Source organism: Anaeromyxobacter diazotrophicus (assembly GCF_013340205.1).
In the GTDB taxonomy this organism is placed as follows: Bacteria; Myxococcota; Myxococcia; order Myxococcales; family Anaeromyxobacteraceae; genus Anaeromyxobacter_A; species Anaeromyxobacter_A diazotrophicus.
Window position 1 is genome coordinate 246459 of sequence record NZ_BJTG01000003.1, and the last position, 16197, is coordinate 262655.

Sequence of the window (16197 nt, forward strand, 5' to 3'; positions counted from 1 at the left end):
CCTGCCCACCGACGTCGTGCTTGTTCCACCGGCACGGTTCACGCAACGGGGCGTTCCTCATCGGAGGAACCGCATGGGATCGAAGGGAGCGGCCGTGCAGAGCAGCCAAGGAGACAACGAGAACGAGCCGCTCTGGGATGCCAGGGACGTCGCCGGATTCCTGAAGGTGTCACGCTCGTGGGTCTACTCCCATACCGAAGATGGGACGCTTCCAAGTGTCCGGATCGGTGGACTGAGGCGCTTCATCCCCGCGCACATCCGTTCTTTCGCGCGACGTGAATCCGTGCCGGCCTCGTGACGTTCGCGGCTCATCCCGCTGAGGGCCGGCCCCAGCTGCTGCACACTTCGCGCTCGCGATCGTGAAACGATGTTGGTGTCACGAGCGTCGAGTCGCGATGATGTCCAAGTCGCCTTGCGGCGAGGGGTGCTGCGCGGCACGTATCGGCAGAGCGGATGAGGTGAATGATGGCTTCCGTCTACTCGCGCGATGACAAGTGGTATCTCCGGTACAAGGACGCGTTCGGCCGCTGGAAGGCGAAGGCGTCCACCGCCGCCACGAAAGCCGAAGCGAAGCGCCTCGCGTTCGAGCTCGAGCGGAAGGCAGAGCGCCAGCGCCTCGGCCTCGAGCCTCTCCCCACGGACTTCACGACGACCCTTACCGAGCTCTGCGGGTGGTGGCTCGTCGAACGGTGCCCGGAGAAGTCGAAGTACGCGGAGCGGAGCCGCCTCTCGACGCACGTCTTCTCGTCGCCGCTCGGCGCGCTCGAGATCCCCCGCGTCACCACGGTGCGGATCGACGAGCACCTCCGGTCCATGCAGCGAGCCGGCCTAGGCGCGGGGTCGGTGAACCGGCTCCGCGCCATCCTGCACTGCGTCTTCAACGCGGCGACGAAGGCAGGGAAGTGGACGGGGCCGAACCCGGTCGCGGCGGCGGAGCGCCGAAGCGTGCCGAAGAAGGCGTACTCGACGCTGCGCGCGGACGAGGTGTCGGTGTTCCTCGCCCACGTCCCGGAGCGCCACCGCGCGCTCTTCGCCGCCGCGATCTGGACCGGCATGCGGAAGGGCGAGCTCATCGGCCTCCGGAAGTCGGACGTCGATCTCGAGCACGGCATCATCTTGGTGGCGAGGAGCTACGACAAGGAGACGACGAAGGGCGGGCACGCGGACGCGATCCCCATCGCGGAGCCGCTCCGACCGTTCCTCGAGGACGCGATCGCGCGCTCGCCGTCCGAGCTCGTCTTCCCGCGGAAGAGCGGCGCGATGGGGAAGGCATGGGAGCCGTTCGAGATCGTGCTGCGCGCGTCGCTGAACCGCGCCGGGCTCGTTCTCGGCTACGACCACACCTGCCGGCGCTGCAAGAGGAACGGGACCCCTCACGTCGAACGTCACCAGGACCCGGTGGAGCGTCACTGCCCGCGTTGCCACATGGCGCTCTGGCCGGTACCGGTGCCGCGTCCGATGCGGTTCCACGACCTGCGGCACACGACCGCGACGCTGCTCCTCCGTGCCGGCGTCGACGTCCACCGCGTCCAGAAGATCCTCCGCCACAAGGACGTGCGGACGACGACGATGATCTACGGGCACCTCGACGTGGAGGACCTGCGGAGCGCGGTGAACCAGCTCATGCCGGGCTGGGAGGCGCCCGTCTTCGAGCAGCGCCCGGTTGTTGAGGTCGACGCTCAGTCCGGATCAGGGGGCCTTGTTACAACCTTGTTACAGGAGGGGTCCGGAGGGCATGAGAAGGCCGGGACCCCCGACGAGAAACCCGTGGAAATCCCGGCCTCTGTGCTGGCGCGCCCTAGAGGATTTGAACCTCTGGCCTTCGGATTCGTAGTCCGACGCTCTATCCAACTGAGCTAAGGGCGCAAAGCTATGTGGTGCTGCGTGCTTCCTCTGCGGCGGGGGACGAGCCCCGCCCTACGGCCGGGGAGCTGTGAGGCCTCCCCTCTACCTGCGAAATGGCGGAAAGGGAGGGATTCGAACCCTCGAACCAGGTTACCCCAGTTACTGGTTTAGCAAACCAGCGCCTTCGGCCTCTCGGCCACCTTTCCAAGCAACCTTGGTCTTCTTCCACCTGGCGGAGGAGGAAGGATTCGAACCTTCGGAGGGCGTGAACCCTCTGCGGTTTTCAAGACCGCCGCCTTAAACCGCTCGGCCACTCCTCCGAACCCGTCGAATCCGTGCCTCAGCCAGAACTTCGAGACGCGTCGATATACGGGAGAAGGGCAGAAGGATCAAGGGGGTATTCCGGTGGGGTGGAGGGGCGGGGATCGGTGAGGTGCGCGGGGGGCGGCCCCCGCTCTCTGGCCCTCTCCCGGTGGGGGGCAGGGATCCGGGAACACGAGGCGGTCCGCCGGCGGGGGACGAGCCCCCGCCCTACGTAGCCGTCGCAGGGCGGGAGGCGACGTGTCTGCCGTCGCAAGGCGGCGACGAGGGGTCGCAAGTCCCTGTTGGGACTACGTTCCAGGGCATTTTGCCGCACGCCTGGAGGGTAGGCGCTGGCTAGGTTCGGGGCGTGCCCGCCATCGGCTCGGTTCTCTTCGCGGCCGCGCTCGCGGCCTCGGCGGACGCGCTCACCTTCGACGAGGCGCTGGGGCTGGCGGAACGGGCCCCCTCGGTCGAGGCTGCGCGCGCCGCCACGTCCGCGCAGCGCGACCTCGCGTCGCGCATCTCCTCCCAGACCTCGAACCCGCTCCTCACGGTCGAGCCTGGCTACCGGATCTCGTCGAGCCCCACCTCGACCACCCGCTTCGAGGGCACCGCCACCCTCAGCCAGTCCTGGAACCTGGCGGGCCTCGCCTCCCGCCGGCGCGAGGCGGCGCGGGGGGAGGGCGACCAGCTCGACGCGGAGGCGCGGGCGACCGCGCTCGCCCGGCGGCTCTCGGCGGCGCAGGCGTGGGTGGACCTCTGGGCGGCGCAGGCGGCGCTGGCCGACGCGCGGCAGGAGGCGGAGCTCGCGGCCGACCTGGCGGCGCGCACGGGCCGGGCGGCCGAGCAGGCGCTCCTCACCCGCGCCGACGCGGCCGACGCGGTCACCTACCGCGCGGAGGCGCGGCTCCTGGCGCTCTCGGTCGAGGGCGAGACCACCGACCTGGGCTTCCGGCTGGCGCGCGAGACGGCGCGGCCGCCGGCGGCGCTGGCGACCGCGGGCGAGCTCCCGTCGCCCACCTTGCCGCCGCCGGGCGAGTGGGCGGGGCTCGTCGCGCGGGCGGGCGCGCTGCCGGAGGTGGCGGCGCGGCGGCTCACCGCGCGCGCGGAGTCGGCCCGGGCGGCGGAGGCGCGGGCGGCGCGCGGCACGGCGCTCACCCTGGGTGCGGCGGTGCAGCGCGACAACCTGGGCGAGTACGTCGTCTTCGGGCAGGTGGGCGTCTCGCTGCCGCTCTTCGACCGCGGCGAGCGCGAGGCTGCGCCCTTCGCGGCGGCGGCGGCGCGGGCGCAGGGCGAGGCGGAGGAGGCGGGGCGCGCGGCGGCGGCGGAGCTGGCGCGGGCCTTTCACGAGGTGGAGCACACGGGCGAGGTGCTCCACGAGCTGGAGCAGGGCTTCCTCCCGGCCTCGGCCGAGGCGGCGCGGCTGCGCGAGGTCACGTTCCGCGCGGGCGACGCGACGGTGCTGGAGGTCCTGGTGTCGAGGCGGAGCGCGGCGGCGGCGCGGGCGAGGCTCAACCGCGCGCGGGCGGCGCACGCGTGGGCGCAGGTGAAGGTGTGGCTGGAGCTCGCGGAGGTGGCGCGGGCGGAGGGTAGAGCGTCATGAACCGAGTCCGCGAACCCCTTTCCCCGCTACGCGGGGCGAGGGGGACGATCTTCCTCGTCACGCTGCTGGCCCTCGCCGCCTGCAGCCAGAAGCCCGCCGCTCCTCGCGCCGACGAGGACGGCGGCACCTCGGGCGTCCCCGCCGCGACCGCCGCCTCGGTGAAGACCCCCTGGGTGAAGGCCAAGAACGCCGAGGACGTCGCCATGCTGGAGGCGCCGGCCACCGTGCTCGCCACCCCGGAGTCGAACGCGGGCGTCTCCCCTCCGTTCCGGGCGCGCATCGTGCGGGTGCGGGTGAAGCCGGGCGAGCAGGTGCACCGGGGCGACGTCGTCGCCGACGTGGTCATGCCGGAGGTGGTGCAGGCGGCCGGCACCTACGCCTCGGCGGCCACCCGCGTCGGCGCCTACGAGCGCCGCGCGGCGCAGCTCGAGTCGCTCAAGCAGGAGGGCATGGTCCGGCTCTCCGAGCTGCTCGACGTCCAGACCAAGCTCGCCGAGGCGCGCGCCGACCAGCAGAGCGCGCTCGCCATGCTGCGGGTGGCGGGCCTCGCCGCCGACGACGCGCAGCGGCTCCTCGCCTCGAAGGGCGGTGAGGTCGCGCTCCGCAGCCCCATCGACGGCGTCGTCACGCAGGTGAAGGCGGCCATCGGCGAGAACCGCGACGCGGCGGGCGAGCCGCTCGTCCGCGTGGCCGGTGAGAGCGAGCCCCGGGTCGAGGCGCGCTGCGCGCGGGTCATGCCGCGCCGGGCCGAGTACGAGCTGTGGCTCGCGACGGGCGAGCGCCACCCGCTCAGGCTCGTGGGGCGCGCGCCGCAGGTCGATCCGCGCGACGGCACCACGCTCGTGTGGCTCGCGCCGGTGGCGGGCACGCGGCTCGTGCAGGGGCAGACCGGCAAGGTGAAGATCCGGCTCGAGGAGGAGGAGGGCGCGGTGGCGGTGCCGGCGCGCGCGGTGGGCCTCGGGCCCAAGGGCCCGTTCGTGGTGGCGAACCGCGCCGGCACGCCGCAGCGCCTCGACGTGGAGGTGGTGGCGGCGAGCGGCGCCGAGGCGCTGGTGCGCGGCAACGCGCTCGTCATCGGCGCCGAGGTGGCGGCCGACGCGGCGCAGACGGACGAGGGCGCCCAGGCCGAGGCGGCCCGGCCGCCGCCGGCCGACCAGGACGCGAAGCGCGAGGGGGACGGCACGTGATCGGCCGCGTCGTCGCCTGGTCGGTGGCGCACCGCCTCTTCATCGTCTGCGCCACCCTCCTCCTCATGATCGCCGGCACCGTCGTCGGCGCCCGGCTCAAGTTCGACGCGCTGCCCGACACCACCAACAACCAGGTGCTGGTGCTGACGCGCGCGCCGGGCCTCACCCCGGAGGAGGTGGAGCGCCTCGTCACGCGCCCCATCGAGGCGGCGCTGGGCGGCATGCCGGGGCTCGAGGAGGAGCGCTCCATCTCGCGCTACGGCATCTCGTCCGTCACCGCCGTCTTCGCCGACGAGGTGGACACCTATCTGGCGCGGCAGATCGTGAAGGAGCGCCTCGACGGGCTCACCGGCTCCTTCCCGCCGGGCGTCACCGCGCCCGAGCTCGGGCCGGTGACGGGCGGGCTGGGCGAGATCTTCCACTTCACGGTGAGCTCGCACCGCCGCACCGCCGCCGAGCTGCTCGACCTCGCCACCCTCCGCATCGCGCCGCTGCTGCGCGCCGTGCCGGGCGTGGTGGAGGTGAACACCTGGGGCGGTCAGCAGCGCACCATCGACGTGAAGGCCGACCCGCTCCGCATGGCGCAGCGCGGCCTCACGCTGGAGGACCTGCGCGTCGGCCTGCAGGACGCGACCGGCACCGCCGCCGGGGCGAGCCTCGCGGCCGGCTCGGCGCAGACGCTGCTGCGCGCCGTCGCGCTGCCGAAGGACGCGTCCGAGCTGGGCCACGCGCTCGTCTTCCGCCGCGGCGACCCGAGCCCGGTGCGGCTCGCCGAGGTGGCGGACCTGGCGCAGGGCGAGCTACCGCGCATCGGCGCCGCCACCTCCGGCGGCCGGGGCGAGACCGTCTACCTCATGGCGCAGATGCTCCGGGGCGACAACGCGCTCGAGGTGATGAAGCGCGTGCACGACCGCATGGACGCGGTCCGGCGCGCGCTGCCGGAGGACGTGCGCATCGAGGTGGTCTACGACCGCTCGCACCTCGTGAACGCCACCCTCCACACCGTCTTCAAGAACCTGGCCGAGGGCGGGCTCCTCGTGGTGGCGGTGCTCTTCTTCATGCTCGGCTCGTTCCGCGCCGGGCTGCTCGTCGCCTCCGCCATCCCGCTCTCCATGCTGGGCGCCACCGCCGCCATGGTGGCGCTGGGCGTGCCGGGCAACCTCATGAGCCTCGGCGCGCTCGACTTCGGCCTCCTCGTGGACGGCGCGGTGGTGATGGTGGAGAGCGTCTTCCACGGGCTCGCCCCGGCCGGCTTCGCGGGCCTGTCGGCGAGCGCCGCGCGCGAGAAGATGCGGGCGCACGTGGCGCGCGTCACGCAGGGCGCCGCGCAGCCGGTCTTCTTCTCGGTGCTCGTCATCCTGCTCGTCTACGTGCCGGTGCTGTCGCTCACCGGGGTGGACGGCAAGATGTTCCGGCCCATGGCGCTCACGGTGGTCTTCGCGCTGGTGGGCGCGCTCGTCCTCACGCTCACCTTCGTGCCGGCGGCGGCGAGCCTGGTGCTCCGGCCGAAGGACGTGCCGGAGCGCGAGCCGTGGCTCGTGCGCGCCATCCACCGCGGCTACGAGCCGCTCCTCGCCGCCACCGTGAGGCGGCCGCGGGCGGTGGCGGCGGGCTCGCTCGCGCTCATCGCGGTGGCGCTCGTGCTCTTCGTCCGCGCCGGCAGCGAATTCGTGCCGCAGCTCGACGAGGGCGACCTGGTGGTGCAGACGACGCGCGCGGCCGACATCTCGCTCGAGTCGGCGGTGCGCGACGCGGGGCGGCTCGAGGCGGCGGTGGTGGCCGCGGTGCCGGAGGTGAAGCAGGTGGTGTCGCGGGTGGGGAGCCCGGCGGTCGCGACCGACATCATGGGCATCGAGCAGGCGGACGTCTTCGTGACCCTGAAGCCGCGCGATCAGTGGCGGCCGGGGCTCACCAAGGAGCAGCTCGTGGCCGAGGTGGACCGGGCCATCGCGTCGCACGCGCCGGGCGGCGAGCCCTCCTTCACCCAGCCCATCCAGATGCGCTTCAACGAGCTCCTCGGCGGCTCGGTGGCCGACGTGACGGTGAGCGTCTACGGCGAGGACCTCCTCGAGCTGCGCCGGGTGGCGGAGCAGGTGGCGGAGGTGGTGGGGAAGCAGGCGGGCGCGGAGGACGCGCGCGTCATCGCGCCCCTGGCGGTGTCGCTGCTCGAGGTGCGGCCGCGGCCGCTCGACGCGTCGCGGGCGGGCTTCACGGTGCGCGAGGTGCTCGACGCGGTGCAGGCGGTGCGCACCGGCATCGAGGTGGGCGCCACGTACGACGGGCCGCTGCGCATCCCCATCCAGCTCCGGCTGGGCGATCCGCCGTCGGCCTTCACCCTCGCCGACCTCTCCATCCCCGCCCCGTCGGGCGGCCTCGTGCCGCTCTCGCGCGTGGCGGAGGTGGTGCGGACGAGCGCGCCGTCGCTCGTGTCGCGGCAGGGCGGCGAGCGGCGGCTGGTGGTGGGGTTCAACGTCCGCGGCGCCGACCTCGGGTCGGTGGTGAAGAGCGCCGAGGCGGCGGTGAACGCGGCGGTGCAGCTCCCGCGCGGCTACCGGCTGGAGTGGGGCGGGCAGTACGAGACCTTGCAGGCGGCGAAGCGGCGGCTCCTCGTGGTCATCCCGGCGGTGCTGGCGCTCATCGTGGGCGTGCTGCTCTTCGCGTTCCGGAAGGTCCGGCCGGCGGCCATCATCTTCCTCAACGTGCCCTTCGCGACCGTGGGCGGGATGATCGCGCTCGGGCTCCGCGGGATGCCGGTGTCCATCTCGTCCGCGGTGGGCTTCATCGCGCTCTCCGGCGTCGCGGTGCTGAACGGCGTGGTGCTCATGTCGCGGCTGCTGGAGCTGGAGCGGGAGGGGCGCTCGCCGTCGGAGGCCGCGGTGGAGGCGGCGCGCGAGCGGGCGCGGCCGGTGCTCATGACGGCGCTGGTGGCGGCGCTCGGGTTCCTGCCCATGGCGGTCGCGACCGGCGTCGGCGCCGAGGTGCAGCGCCCGCTCGCCACGGTGGTGTGCGGGGGGCTCGTGACCTCGACGGTGCTGACGCTCCTCATCCTGCCCACGCTCTACCCGTGGGTGGCGCAGGCGAGGGTGGGGCGAAAGGAGCAGCTTGCGGCTTGAGGCCGCTCTCTACCGCTCGACGCCGCGCGGGAACTCCTGCTTCTCGATCCGCTCCACGCCGCCCATGTACGGCCGGAGCGCCTCGGGCACCAGCACGCTCCCATCCGCCTGCTGGTACTGCTCGAAGATCGCCACCACCGTCCGCCCCACCGCCACCCCCGAGCCGTTCAGGGTGTGCGCGAGCCGGGGCTTCCCCTTCTCGTCTCGGTAGCGGAGCCGCATCCGCCGGGCCTGGAAGTCCTCGCAGTTCGACACCGAGCTGATCTCCCGGAACGCGTCCTGCCCCGGGCACCACACCTCGATGTCGTAGGTCTTCGCGGCGCTGAACCCCATGTCGCCGGCGCAGAGCAGCACCACCCGGTGGTGGAGGCCGAGCCGCCGCAGCACCTCGCTCGCGTCGTCGAGCATCTTCTCCTGCTCCGCGTCGCTCGCCTCCGGCTTCGCGATCTTCACCAGCTCCACCTTGTGGAACTGGTGCTGCCGGATGAGGCCGCGGGTGTCCTTGCCGGCCGAGCCCGCCTCGGCCCGGAAGCAGGGGGTCCACGCACAGTAAGAGACGGGGAGCTGCTCGCCGGGCAGGATCTCGTCGCGGTGCAGGTTCGTGACCGGCACCTCGGCGGTGGGGATGAGGTAGAGCGGGTCCGCGCCCTGCGTCTTGAACAGGTCCTCCTCGAACTTGGGGAGCTGACCGGTGCCGGTCATCGTCTCCCGCGTCACGAGGTAGGGCGGCAGGATCTCGGTGTAGCCGCGCGACGCGTGCACGTCGAGGAAGAAGCTGGCGATGGCGCGCTCCAGGCGCGCCGCCGCGCCCTTGTAGACGGTGAAGCGCGAGCCCGACAGCTTCGCCGCCTGCTGCCACTCGAGGACGCCCAGCGCCTCGCCCAGCTCCCAGTGCGGCTTCGGCTGGAAGTCGAAGCGCGGCTTCTCGCCCCAGCGCCGGACCTCCTGGTTGTCGTGCTCGTCCTTCCCGTCCGGCACGCTCGCCGCGGGCGGGTTCGGCACCACCAGCAGGAGCGCCTCGATCTCGCCCTCCACCGACCGGAGCTGCTCCTCGTTCGCCTTCACCGCGTCGCCGAGCGCCCGCGCCTCGGCGCGCGCCGCCTCGCCGGCCGCCTTGTCGGTGCGCATGAGCTGGCCGACCTTGGCGTTCGCCGCCGACTGCGCCTTCTTCTGGCCCTCCAGCGCCACGTTGAGCTCGCGCCGCCGCGCCGCCAGCGCCTTCACCGGCTCGAGGAGCTGCGCCGCCTCCGGGCTGCGCCGCCCGAGCCGCCGCTGGAAGTCCTCCGGGTCCGCCGCCACCGCCTTCAGGTCCAGCATGTCGTCACCGTCCTCGTCGCCGAAGTCGCAGACGATTATGCTCTCGGGGACCGCCGGGCAAGCGTTCTCGTCGCGGGAGCGCTCGCGCCAGCACGGCGGACCGTCTCCGCCCGGCAGGACCGGCCCACAGCGAAGGACGACCTCCATGCCCACGCGCTCCCTCACCCTCGCCGCCGCGCTCCTCTTGCCGGCGCTCGCGCTTGCCGCGCCGCCGCGGCCGCCACCCGCCGGCGCCGGCGACATCGCCGACCGCGCCGAGCAGGTGAAGCGCCAGCGGCTCACCCGCGCGCTCGGGCTCGCCGAGGCGCTCGATCTCGACGAGGCCGGGGCGCTGAAGCTCCGCGACACGCTCGCGAAGCACGACGAGAAGCGCGCTCCACTGCAGCGGCAGCTCCAGGAGAGCCTGCGCACGCTGCGCGCCGCCGCGCGCGGGGAGGGGAGCCAGGCGGCCCAGGTGGACGGCGCGGTGCAGCGCCTCGCCGAGGTGCGCGCGAAGCTGGCGCAGCTCGACGGGGAGCTCCTCGGCGAGGTGACCCGCGGCGCCACCCCCGCCCGCAAGGCGCGCGCGGCGCTCTTCCTCGCGCGGCCCCCTTCGCGCCCGCCGCCCGGCGCGGGCCCCACCGCCGGCGCCGCCGCCGGCCCGCGCGCCGCCGCGCCGCCCGGCCCCCGCGGCTACCCGCCGCGCCCGCCGCCCTCCTACACGCCCGCCCCGCCCGGGGTGCCTTCGCAGGGCCCGGCGCCGATGGGCCCGCCGGACGAGATCGAGCCGCCCCACGCTCCGCCGCCCGGCGGCGCGCCGGCCGCGCCCGCGCCCGGCGTGGCGGGTCCGGAGGCGGAGGACTGGTTCTCCGACAGCCCGTAGGTCCCGGGCTCCACTCCACCCGGGCGCCCCCGCCGCCCCGCGCGCAAGGTAGAAGACAGCATGGTCCGTCGAACGAGACAGGTGCGCGGCGCGGGCCCGAGCGGGCGCGCCGGCGGGTTGCCGGCCGTCTACGAGGGCCCCGAGGAGCTCTCGGCCCTCCTCGCGCGCGCGGGCTCGCCCCACGACGCGGACGCGGTGGCCGAGCGCTTTCGCGAGGCGCAGCGGCTCGGGCACGAGCGCGCCGACGTCATCCCGGGGCTCTTCGAGGACGAGCCGCGCTTCGCCTCGCCCGAGGACGCGCGGCGCCTCTACGGCAACCTGTTCGCGCTGTGGGACCGGCTCGCGCGCGGGCTCTCCATCTCGCGCGAGGAGCCCGAGGCGCCGCCGCCCCTCGCCCCGCCCGCCGCGGCGCTCCCGGAGCGCGGCGCGTCGCCGGGCACGGTCCTCCCGCCCGCGCTCGTGGACGCCGTATGGAAGCACCTCGACGCGCTCACCGACCGCGAGCGGCAGCGGCTGCGCGACCGCTTCGACGGCGCGCAGCCCAACGTCACCGCCTGGCTCGACGCCCTCACCCTGCCCGAGGCGGCGGCGCTGGCGGTGCACGACCTCGCCTTCGAGGCGTGGGCCATGTTCGACGTGGCGTTCGGCGACCGGGTGGACACGGTGCCGTTCCAGACCCTGCGCGCGACGCACCCCGAACCGGCGACCCTCGAGACCACCCAGCCGGCGCTGGCGGCCTACGTGTCCGAGGCGCTCGACCTCGTGGCGGAGGAGGACGCGAGCTTCGGCGCCGCGACGCGCGCCGAAGCCGAGCGCGTGCTGGCCACGGTGGCGGCGGCGCTGACCGAGGCCGTCGCGGCCGAAGAGGACGCGTGAGGGGCCGCCCTACCGCGCCGCGGTAGGCGCATCCGCGCTTCCCGCGCCGGAGGTGGCGGGGCGACGGCCTCAGCCGTGGTGCCCGTGGCCGTCGTCGCCCTGGCCGCCGTCTCCGTGCGGGTCGTCACCCTGGCCGTGGTCACCGTGCCCGCCGTCGCCGTGCGGGTCGCCGCCCTGGCCGTGCTCTCCGTGTCCGCCATCCCCGTGCTGGTGGTCGCCCTGGTCGCCGCCGTGGCCGCCGTCCGCGTGGTCGCCGTCCCCGCCGCCGTCGTGGCCCGGCGAGGCGTTGCAGATCCACTGAGTGGAGTCGACCACCTCGTCGCCGTCGAGCTTGCCGTCGCCGTTCACGTCGAGGAAGCTCTGGAGCTCCACGCCGCCGTGCTCGCAGCCGTCCGGCGGGGTGCCGCCGGAGGGCGCGGCGGTGGCGAGGTAGACGCGGCTCGGCTGGAAGCAGGTGGTCGTCACCGACCGCGGCTCTTCGCCGTTCCAGACGCCGTTCCCGTCGAGGTCGGTGAAGGCGGTGATCTCGAGGCCGCCGGCGGGGCAGCTCTCCGAGCCGGGCGGCAGCGTGACCACGGAGATGATCGCGTTCGCTCCCGCGGGGCCCTGCGCGCCCGTCGCCCCGGTGGCGCCGGTCGGCCCAGTTTCCCCCGTCGCCCCGGTCGCTCCCGTCGCTCCCGTCGCCCCCGTGACCGTCTGCGCGCCCACCGTCCCGCCGGGGGCGCCGTTGCAGACGTAGGTGGTGGCGGTGACCTCGGAGGCGTCGAGCACGCCGTTCCCGTTCCGGTCCACGCCGGTCGACACCGCCGTGCCGCCGTACGTACAGTGAACCCCCGCCGCCTCGGGCGAGGTCGAGACGAGCGCGCTCGCCCCTCGGTCTCCCTTGTCCCCGCAAGCGATCACGCACGTCGCCAGGGCCAGGCTCCACCACCGCTGCGTCAGCACGAGCGCCACCTTTCGCGGCGCCGGTGAACGGGGCGCCGCCTCAACGGCCCGCGCGGGAGAGCGGAGGCCCGCGTCGCTCACCGGCGTGGGACCGCTCGTCCGCGGCGGGACGAGTCGACTGTGTGGAGGGAGCCCACAGCAACCGCCGCGCCGCTCGGCTGGCCCACGACCGCGTGACGCGCGGGCGCGGGGAGGCGTCCTCCCCGAGAGACGCGCCCCGCCGGCGGGGCGCGCGGGCGTGGCCGCGCGCAACGCGCAGGCAGGACGCGGAGAAATGCGCCGCGCCGGCCCGCGCGCCGGCGCGAGCCGAGACCAGCGCACCGCCGCGCGGGACGGCGCGAGGGCGCCCGCCCGCTTGTCGGAATTACAGGCGCCGATCGGTAAGGCTTACCGCCGCGAGGTCAGGCCTCGGGCGGCAGCGCTGCGAAGAACCCCGACAGCGCCGCGCTGAAGGCGGTCGGGTTCTCGAGGTTGACGAGGTGCCCGGTGGCGGGGATGCGCAGGAGCCGCGCCCCCGGCACGTGCGTCGCCATCCGCTGCGCCTCGCCGAACGGGATCACCTGATCCTCCTCGCCCGCGATGACCAGGGTGGGGCAGGTGATGAGCGGCAGGGTCGGCACCGAGTCCTGCCGCAGCGCCAGCCCGCGCGCCGCCGCCGCCACCCCCTCGGGCGTGCCGCCCTGGATGAGCCCCTTCACCCTGGCCAGCAGCGCCGGGTCCGGGTCGGGCCGCAGCAGCTTCGGCCCGAAGTCGTCCGCGACCCAGCCGAGCCCCTTCGCGAGCGCGTTCCGAGCGTACTGCTCGCGCGCGTCCTTCTGCGCCTGGGTGTCGGGCGTCGCCTTGGTGGCGCACAGCGCGAGCGCGCGGAAGATGCCCGGCGCCTGGCGGTAGAGCTCGAGCGCGGCGTAGCCGCCCATCGACAGCCCGGCCACCGCCACCTTGCGGATCCCGAGCTGCCGGAGCAGCGCCAGCGCGTCCTGCGCGATGCGCGCCATGGTGGTCGGCCCCGCCGCGCCGCCGCTCCGGCCGAGGCCGCGGTCGTCGAACGCGAGCACGCGGAAGCGCGCCGCCAGCGCCGCCAGCTGCGGCTCCCACATCCTGGAGTGGAGCGGGAAGGCGTGGAGGAGCAGCACGACGTCGTTCCCGGAGCCCGCCTCGCGGTAGTGGAGGGTGGCGTCGCCGACGTGGAAGTTGGGCATGGGCGGGAGCTTAGCAGCCGCGGAGCGGCGCGTCCGCGCCGGCCGTGTTACCTCCTCCGGGACATGAGCTCGATCCGTTACTTCGCCCGCTTCGGGGTGACCGAGGCGCTGGTCGCCGACGCGCTCTCGGCGGCGCTGTCCCGCGGCGGCGACTTCGCCGACGTCTTCTTCCAGCACCGCGTCTCGAACGACCTGGCGCTCGAGGACGGGGCGGTGAACCGCGCCTACACCACCGTCGAGCTGGGCGTCGGCGTGCGGGTGGTGAAGGGCGACCAGACCGGCTACGGCTACACCGAGGACCTCTCGCCCGCGGCGCTCCGCGCCTGCGCCGAAACCGCGGCCGCCATCGCCAGCGGCCCGGCCCGCCCGGCGCCGCAGCGCTTCCACGTCCCGTCGCGCCTGCCGGACCGCTACCGCCTGCAGACGCCCTGGGAGGAGGTGCGGCCCGAGGCGAAGCTGCCGCTCCTCGAGGGGGTGAACGCGCGCGTCTTCGCCGCCGACCCGCGGGTGAAGAAGGTGAGCGTCCACTTCCGCGACGAGGCGGGCGCGGTGCTGGTCGCCACCAGCGACGGGCGGCTCGTCGAGGACCTGCAGCCCATGACGCTGCTCTACGTCTCGTGCCTGGCGGAGCAGGGCGGGCGGCGCGAGCAGGGCGGCTACAACGTGGCCGGCCGGGCCGGCTTCGACTTCTACGCGCCCGACCGGGTGGACCGGGTGGTGCGCGAGGCGGTGGCGCGCACCGCCATCCTGTTCGAGGCGGGGCCGGCGCCGGCCGGCGAGCTGCCGGTGGTGCTCGCCGCCGGCTCCTCGGGCATCCTGCTCCACGAGGCGATCGGCCACGGCATGGAGGCCGACTTCAACCGCAAGAACGTCTCCATCTACGCGGACAAGATCGGCAAGGCCATCGCGAAGCCGTTCGTGAACATCGTCGACGACGCCGCCAACGAGGGCGCCCGCGGCGCCATCAACGTGGACGACGAGGGGAACGCGGCGGGGACCACCCGGCTCGTCGAGGACGGCGTGCTCGCCACCTACCTCCACGACGCGATCAGCGCCAAGCACTACGGCGTCGCCCCCACCGGCAACGGCCGCCGCCAGGGCTACGCCTATCCGCCCTTGCCCCGCATGCGCTCGACCTACATGCTGCCCGGCCCGCACAAGCGGGAGGAGATCATCCAGAGCGTGAAGAAGGGCATCTACTGCGAGAACTTCACCAATGGGCAAGTGAACATCGGGGCCGGCGACTTCACCTTCTACGTGAAGAACGGCTGGCTCATCGAGGACGGCAAGCTGACGCGGCCGATCAAGGACGTGAACATCATCGGCAACGGCCCCAAGGTGCTGGAGCAGGTGGACATGGTCTCGGACGACCTCGCCATCGACGAGGGCGGCTGGACCTGCGGCAAGGACGGGCAGAGCGTGCCGGTCTCGCAGGGGCTGCCGACGGTGCGGGTGGCCTCGCTCACCGTGGGGGGGCGCGGGAATGGCTAGCGACCTCCTGAAGGTGGCCGAGGAGACGGTGGCGCTGGCGCTCCGGAAGGGCGCGCGCGAGGCGGCCGGCGGCGCCTACCGCGTGCGCTCGGTCGAGGTGCAGTGGCGCGACGGGCAGCTCGAGAAGGTGACCGAGGCCACCACCCGCGGGCTCGGCCTCGAGCTGTACGTGGACGGCCGCTACAGCGCGGTCTCCACCGCGGACCTCCGGCCGGAGGCGGTGGAGCAGTTCGTCGCGGACGCGATCGCGCTCACCCGCACGCTCACCCCCGACCCCTACCGCGCGCTGCCGGATCCCCGGCTGTACGAGGGCCGCTCGACGCTGGCGCTCGACCTCGAGGACCCGCGCTACGGCGAGCTCGACGCCGCGCGCCGGGTGGACCTGGCGCGGGCGCTGGAGGAGTCGGCGCGGGCGGTGAAGGGCGCCGAGGCCATCCTCTCCGTCACCACCGGCTTCGGCGACACGCTGGGCGAGAGCGCGCGCGTCCACTCCAACGGCTTCAGCGGCGCGCGGCGCGTGACCGACTTCGGCCTCTCGGCGCAGGTCTCGGTGAAGGACCCCGACGGCCGCCGCCCGGAGGACTGGGACGCCGCCGGCGGTCGCCACTTCCGCGCGCTGCCGGCGCCGGAGCGGGTGGGCCGCGCCGCCGCGGAGCGCGCGCTCGCGCGCATCGGCTCCCGCAAGGGCGAGTCGGGTCGCTTCACCGTGGCGGTCGAGAACCGCTCCGCGGCGCGGCTGCTCGGCTTCCTGCTCGGGCCCATGACCGCGGCGGCGCTGCAGCAGAAGCGCAGCTTCCTCGACGGAAAGCTCGGCGCGCAGATCGGGAGCGCCCGGCTCGAGCTCGCCGACGATCCGCTCGTGCCGCGCGGGCTCGGCTCGCGCCTGTGGGACTCGGAGGGGATCGCCGCCCGCCGCTTCCCGCTCTTCGAGGCGGGCGCGCTCCGGAGCTACTTCGTCGACAACTACTACGGCCGGAAGCTCGGGATGGCGCCCACCAGCCGCGGCATGTCGAACCTGGCGTGGAAGCTGGGCGAGCACGGTCAGGACCGGCTCCTCGCCGAGCTGGGCGAGGGGCTCCTCGTCACCGGCTTCCTCGGCGGGAACTCGAACTCCACCACCGGTGACTTCTCGCTCGGCGCGCAGGGCTTCCGCGTCCGCGGCGGCCAGCTGGCCGAGCCGGTGGGCGAGATGAACCTCTCCGGCAACCACCTCGAGCTCTGGCCGCACCTCGCGGGAGTCGGAAACGACCCCTACCCCTGGTCCGCCGCGCGGACCCCCACCCTCGTCTTCGAGGGCGTGCAGGTCGCCGGCACCTGACCGCCGCCCGCGCTCCGGCTGTCCGCCTCCGTCGGCGCTCGCCGACGGCGTCGCGACGCGCTGCGTAAACGGAAGTTCTACCCCCTCGAAGGGAGGGGGCCGTCACGGTCCGTCAGGGATCAAAAGGGGCGTAAATGA

The 16197-nt window shown here is 74.3% G+C and carries 11 protein-coding genes, 3 tRNA genes and 1 pseudogene; 9 read left to right on the forward strand and 6 right to left on the reverse strand.

The genetic code is table 11. The features are described from left to right. Positions 1-73 precede the first annotated feature (73 nt). Positions 74-298, forward strand: coding sequence for a helix-turn-helix domain-containing protein (locus tag HWY08_RS21830; protein WP_235969504.1), 225 nt, complete (start codon positions 74-76; stop codon positions 296-298). A 515-nt stretch (positions 299-813) separates the two neighbouring features. Then, positions 814-1581, forward strand: a pseudogene (locus HWY08_RS22170) (tyrosine-type recombinase/integrase); the annotation flags it as partial. 208 nt (positions 1582-1789) lie between these two features. On the opposite strand, the gene HWY08_RS07135 reads toward HWY08_RS22170, so the two are convergent. From HWY08_RS07135 to HWY08_RS07145, 3 genes are all read right to left on the reverse strand, one after another. Further along, positions 1790-1866 (reverse strand) — tRNA-Arg (locus tag HWY08_RS07135). A 93-nt stretch (positions 1867-1959) separates the two neighbouring features. Then, positions 1960-2051: transfer RNA gene (locus tag HWY08_RS07140), tRNA-Ser, on the reverse strand. Positions 2052-2075: 24 nt separating this feature from the next. After that, positions 2076-2165, reverse strand: a tRNA-Ser gene (locus HWY08_RS07145). Between the two features lie 350 nt (positions 2166-2515). On the opposite strand from HWY08_RS07145, the gene HWY08_RS07150 reads away from it, so the two are divergent. From HWY08_RS07150 to HWY08_RS07160, 3 genes are read left to right on the forward strand one after another with little or no spacing between them, the layout of a single operon-like run. Beyond that, on the forward strand, positions 2516-3751 hold the full coding sequence (locus tag HWY08_RS07150) for a TolC family protein (RefSeq protein WP_176064167.1): 1236 nt from the start codon (positions 2516-2518) through the stop codon (positions 3749-3751). Continuing rightward, positions 3748-4938 carry an efflux RND transporter periplasmic adaptor subunit gene (locus HWY08_RS07155; RefSeq protein WP_176064168.1) on the forward strand — a complete coding sequence of 397 codons (1191 nt, stop codon included), beginning with the start codon at positions 3748-3750 and terminating at the stop codon, positions 4936-4938. Before HWY08_RS07150 ends, HWY08_RS07155 begins: the two co-directional genes overlap by 4 nt. Further along, positions 4935-8051 (forward strand): efflux RND transporter permease subunit, encoded by a 3117-nt coding sequence (locus HWY08_RS07160; RefSeq protein ID WP_176064169.1) that lies wholly within the window; start codon positions 4935-4937, stop codon positions 8049-8051. The genes HWY08_RS07155 and HWY08_RS07160 overlap by 4 nt, the downstream gene beginning before the upstream one ends. 9 nt (positions 8052-8060) lie before the next feature. On the opposite strand, the gene serS is transcribed toward HWY08_RS07160, so the two are convergent. Further along, on the reverse strand, positions 8061-9368 hold the full coding sequence (gene serS, locus HWY08_RS07165) for a serine--tRNA ligase (RefSeq protein ID WP_176064462.1): 1308 nt from the start codon (positions 9366-9368) through the stop codon (positions 8061-8063). Positions 9369-9513: 145 nt separating this feature from the next. Here serS and HWY08_RS07170 point away from each other — a divergent pair, with 145 nt between their 5' ends. Further along, the gene (locus tag HWY08_RS07170; protein WP_176064170.1) at positions 9514-10230 is read left to right on the forward strand and encodes a hypothetical protein; all 717 of its coding nucleotides are present in this window, start codon (positions 9514-9516) and stop codon (positions 10228-10230) included. 60 nt (positions 10231-10290) lie between these two features. Beyond that, positions 10291-11106, forward strand: a complete 816-nt coding sequence (locus tag HWY08_RS07175; protein WP_176064171.1) for a hypothetical protein — start codon at positions 10291-10293, stop codon at positions 11104-11106. A 69-nt stretch (positions 11107-11175) separates the two neighbouring features. On the opposite strand, the gene HWY08_RS07180 is transcribed toward HWY08_RS07175, so the two are convergent. Both HWY08_RS07180 and HWY08_RS07185 read right to left on the reverse strand, forming a co-directional pair. After that, complete coding sequence (locus tag HWY08_RS07180) at positions 11176-12051, reverse strand: DUF7151 family protein (RefSeq protein ID WP_176064172.1); 876 nt, start codon at positions 12049-12051, stop codon at positions 11176-11178. Between the two features lie 401 nt (positions 12052-12452). Then, positions 12453-13250: an alpha/beta fold hydrolase gene (locus HWY08_RS07185; protein WP_176064173.1), complete on the reverse strand. Its 798-nt coding sequence runs from the start codon at positions 13248-13250 to the stop codon at positions 12453-12455. 63 nt (positions 13251-13313) lie between these two features. On the opposite strand from HWY08_RS07185, the gene HWY08_RS07190 reads away from it, so the two are divergent. After that, positions 13314-14741 carry a TldD/PmbA family protein gene (locus HWY08_RS07190; RefSeq protein WP_176064174.1) on the forward strand — a complete coding sequence of 476 codons (1428 nt, stop codon included), beginning with the start codon at positions 13314-13316 and terminating at the stop codon, positions 14739-14741. Further along, positions 14734-16059 (forward strand): TldD/PmbA family protein, encoded by a 1326-nt coding sequence (locus HWY08_RS07195; protein ID WP_176064175.1) that lies wholly within the window; start codon positions 14734-14736, stop codon positions 16057-16059. Before HWY08_RS07190 ends, HWY08_RS07195 begins: the two co-directional genes overlap by 8 nt. Positions 16060-16197 lie beyond the last annotated feature (138 nt).

Excerpts from the sequence above, each read along its gene's own strand:
- HWY08_RS21830 (WP_235969504.1), top strand. The coding sequence starts at position 74 with ATGGGATCGAAGGGAGCGGCCGTGCAGAGCAGCCAAGGAGACAACGAG.
- HWY08_RS07155 (WP_176064168.1), top strand. The coding sequence starts at position 3,748 with ATGAACCGAGTCCGCGAACCCCTTTCCCCGCTACGCGGGGCGAGGGGG.
- serS (WP_176064462.1), bottom strand. The coding sequence starts at position 9,368 with ATGCTGGACCTGAAGGCGGTGGCGGCGGACCCGGAGGACTTCCAGCGG.
- HWY08_RS07170 (WP_176064170.1), top strand. The coding sequence starts at position 9,514 with ATGCCCACGCGCTCCCTCACCCTCGCCGCCGCGCTCCTCTTGCCGGCG.
- HWY08_RS07175 (WP_176064171.1), top strand. The coding sequence starts at position 10,291 with ATGGTCCGTCGAACGAGACAGGTGCGCGGCGCGGGCCCGAGCGGGCGC.
- HWY08_RS07185 (WP_176064173.1), bottom strand. The coding sequence starts at position 13,250 with ATGCCCAACTTCCACGTCGGCGACGCCACCCTCCACTACCGCGAGGCG.
- HWY08_RS07190 (WP_176064174.1), top strand. The coding sequence starts at position 13,314 with ATGAGCTCGATCCGTTACTTCGCCCGCTTCGGGGTGACCGAGGCGCTG.
- HWY08_RS07195 (WP_176064175.1), top strand. The coding sequence starts at position 14,734 with ATGGCTAGCGACCTCCTGAAGGTGGCCGAGGAGACGGTGGCGCTGGCG.